The 301-nt window shown below is 63.1% G+C and carries 1 pseudogene; it reads right to left on the bottom strand.

The window, feature by feature from the left end:
- A pseudogene (locus tag ACFZPT_RS26630) lies at window positions 1-301 on the bottom strand (glycine--tRNA ligase subunit beta); the annotation flags it as partial.

The following is a 301-nucleotide window of genomic DNA, read 5'->3' as shown; positions in this document are numbered from 1 at the left end:
CAATCAGCGGTTTCACCGCATTCTCGGCCTTGGCGATGGCCGAGTTCAGCGAGAACTCCTTGGCATCGGCAAACATGCCAGGGTCGACTTCGGCATTGCCCAGGCCTTCGGCCTTGCTCAGCAGGTTCGACACACGCTTGTTCACGGCCGCCAGTGCGTCGGCTTCCGGCAACTTGCGGAACGACTGCACGGCTTGTACGCGCTGGTCGAAGTCCAGTGCCGAGCCCGGTTGCAGAGCGCGAACCGTCAGGTACACCGACACGTCCACGCCCTCGTCTTCGTAACGCGCACGCAGACGGTC

It is taken from the genome of Pseudomonas sp. MD330_10, from assembly GCF_042610415.1.
GTDB classification, from domain to species: Bacteria; Pseudomonadota; Gammaproteobacteria; order Pseudomonadales; family Pseudomonadaceae; genus Aquipseudomonas; species Aquipseudomonas rhodesiae.
The sequence above is the reverse complement of the archived record's forward strand: the minus strand, read 5'-3'. Positions and strand labels throughout refer to the sequence as shown.